The sequence below is a fragment of the Betaproteobacteria bacterium genome, assembly GCA_016791345.1.
In the GTDB taxonomy this organism is placed as follows: domain Bacteria; phylum Pseudomonadota; class Gammaproteobacteria; order Burkholderiales; family JAEUMW01; genus JAEUMW01.
In genome coordinates this window covers 1-2,738 of the sequence record JAEUMW010000337.1, presented here as the reverse complement: position 1 = coordinate 2,738, position 2,738 = coordinate 1, and the positions used below count along the sequence as shown (strand labels likewise).

Genomic DNA, 2,738 nt, shown 5'->3' with positions numbered 1-2,738 from the left:
CATGCCGAGGGCAATCAACGACAGCGGCACTGCCGCCTGCCCCACCAAGACCAGGGTCTGGTCGATCATCACCGGAAGTGCCAAGCCGGTGAAACCAAAAGCGGTGCCCAGAACAATGCTGGCAACGATGGGATTGGTGGCCACCCCCTTCACTGTGCGGCCGACTGCCGACCACGTCGGAGCGCGGTGCCGTGCCCACTCGACGGAAACGGTGACCAGCGTCCAAAGAATCAGCGCGTTGAAGATCAGCACGAGGGAAACCGACGGAATCGACTCGTCCCCGAGGGTCACTTTCGCGACCGGCAGCCCCAGGAGCACGTTGTTCGAGAAAATTCCGCCCAGTGCAAACACGGACTGGGAAACCGCATCGAGACGGAATGCAAAATGAGCGACGAGGCGACCGAGCGTGAAGACGATGAAGCAACTGCCGAAGAACGCCACGAGCAGCGCTGGCCGTGGCGTCGGCAATCGCGAGAAGTCGGCCATCATCCGGAACAGAAGCGTGGGTACAGCCAAGGAAAAAACAAAGCGGGTCAGCGCATCGGAGGCGGTCTTGGGCCAGCGGCCCCACTTCGATAGCCCATAGCCGATCAACACCAGGAGGAAGAGGGGTGCGGTAAGGGAGAGAATGTGCAGAAACATGCCCGGAGCACCCGCAGAGATTGGAACCCGGTTCTGGCTGGGCCGGCTGCTCACCGCCAAACAAAAAGCCCGCGGCGGCGAACCACGGGCTTCCGGTTCAGGCGGCGACTGAAGGTGTCACCGCACCTCAGCAACCGTATCGATGAGCGTGCTGCTCTTGTTCTTCTCGGCCTTTGCCTTGTCGGAGCAACCCGCACCATCTGCATAGGCGGCAGACGCCAGGGCAAGGCTGAGCACGGCGAAGAGGGCAAGAATTCGTTTCATGGGGTGGGCTCCTCAGGGAGTTCTGGCATCGGAATGCCATCGATCAATCGTAGTCGAATGACCGACAAAGCGCGAGAAAAGTTTCGCGCGCGGCTTATGAGGATCGCCGCATCGCGCCGCCTGCTTCGGGTGTGCCGCCACCGACACTGATCGAGTGACCGAGGGCTTCGGGAACGGGAAGCTGAAGCAGTTGATACAGGTGGGTCAGGCTCTGGCGAAAGAGGCGATCGAAGCTCGCCACGGAATGTGCGGGATTGTAGTCGCCAAACCACCAGAACCAGTCGGAACTTTCGCACGAAGCAAGCTGCAGGGAGGCTGCCGCCTGTTGGCGCTCGGTGAGACGGCCGCTCGCCATCACGAGATCGTAGCTCTGCTTGGCCTGCGCTAGCAGATCCCAGGCATGGTTCTTTTCCGTTGCGCCGATCCAGGTTGAGAGGTTCCCGTATACCCAACTGCCGGCCGCCAAGCTGGAGAGTTCTCCGGTTGCCGCGCGTGCTCGATCGTGGGAAGGCGGCGCGTCCAGCCACTTGCCGAACGTGGTCGTCCGAATGAAAGGGTGCGTTTCCAACCGATGGTAAAGCTCCGTGAGAAAGTAGTACCCGTTGTAAGGGTAGAACTCCCACGCATTCTCGCCGTCGAGAATGACCGATACGATCGGTATCTCCCTGCCGTCTGCCGAACGCGCGATCGCTTCCAATTCGCCGACGAAATGTCCCGCCGCGTCCGAGCCGTGCCACCGGCAGTACTCGAAGCCGATCAGATCGGAAAGTCGATCATCGCGAAAAAAACAGGCCACATCGCCGCCGGCACCGTTCACTCGCCACGGCCGGTACAGCGACTCGATCTTCGAGCCGACCTCCCGCCCGCTACGGCGCAGCGAGTTTCCGAGCACACCTTCGCCTGTTGCGATCCATCTCACGCCGTGGCGAGCAAGTTCTTCCAGCACGGGCTGTGAAACCGCACCCTCTGCCGGCCAGATACCTGCCGGGGCACAGCCAAAACGGGCGCTGTGGCTCCCGATGGCCGATGCGATGTGGAACGCCAGTCGACCACGCCCGCCCGGATAGCAGGGCGAGATCGGGAGGATCGCTTCCGGGAGCGCGTCGCGCGCAGCGCTGAAATCGACCAACAACGGTCCCAATGGGTGGAAGTGCGGGGTCGAGGAAAGCTCGACGCGGCCACTGTCCGCGAGTCTTCGATATCGCGGGATCAACCCACAGATGGTGTCGCGAATGAGGTCGAGCAGCGCGCAGCGGTCGGCGTACGTGAAGCGCTCTGCCTTCGAGAGCAGTTGCGGCACCAGTGCATTGCCGCGGCGGACCGTCTCACCGGTCCAGACGAGGTGATACCACGTGAGGAGATCCGCGAGGTACTGTCCGGAGAGGTAGGTCAGCGCACCTTCCCCCTGTGCCTCGACCAGGCTGAAGATCTGTTTCAGCGTACGATAGACGGGAAACGGCTCGATCATCCGCACGTGGTTGGCGTGCCAGCAACTGTCGAGCACCAGTCGGCGCTCGGCGTCCGTCAGATGGTCGAGATCCTCGCGCGCGAGCAGTCGTAGCAGCGGATCGCGCAGGTTGCCCGAAGTGAGCTGCTCGGCGTAGTCCTCGATCTGATCCAGCAGGATCGGGACGAAGTTCACGACCGCGTGCATACCCGGATGCATCTCCAGGTACGCCGCCATGTCGGAGTAGTCCTTCAGCGCATGCAGATAGACCCACGGCAGGGTGAACTCGCCCGTCGCGTAATCCCGATAGTCGGGCTGGTGCATGTGCCACAGCAGCACGACCTCGAGACGGGTTCCGTGCATGCGCTCAGCGCACTTGGTGCAC

General features: G+C 62.3%; 3 protein-coding genes. All 3 read right to left on the bottom strand.

Annotated features, from left to right (window positions below):
• Positions 1-642, bottom strand: a 642-nt coding sequence (locus JNK68_13240; GenBank protein ID MBL8541320.1) for an AEC family transporter, incomplete at its 3' end; no start/stop codon positions are given.
• Between the two features lie 117 nt (positions 643-759).
• Positions 760-906 carry a hypothetical protein gene (locus JNK68_13235; GenBank protein MBL8541319.1) on the bottom strand — a complete coding sequence of 49 codons (147 nt, stop codon included), beginning with the start codon at positions 904-906 and terminating at the stop codon, positions 760-762.
• A 94-nt stretch (positions 907-1,000) separates the two neighbouring features.
• Positions 1,001-2,716: a glycoside hydrolase gene (locus tag JNK68_13230; protein MBL8541318.1), complete on the bottom strand. Its 1,716-nt coding sequence runs from the start codon at positions 2,714-2,716 to the stop codon at positions 1,001-1,003.
• Between the last annotated feature and the right edge of the window lie 22 nt (positions 2,717-2,738).

Bases quoted from the DNA above. Each gene is read 5' to 3' on its own strand.
- JNK68_13235 (MBL8541319.1), bottom strand. From the start codon at position 906: ATGAAACGAATTCTTGCCCTCTTCGCCGTGCTCAGCCTTGCCCTGGCG.
- JNK68_13230 (MBL8541318.1), bottom strand. From the start codon at position 2,716: ATGCACGGAACCCGTCTCGAGGTCGTGCTGCTGTGGCACATGCACCAG.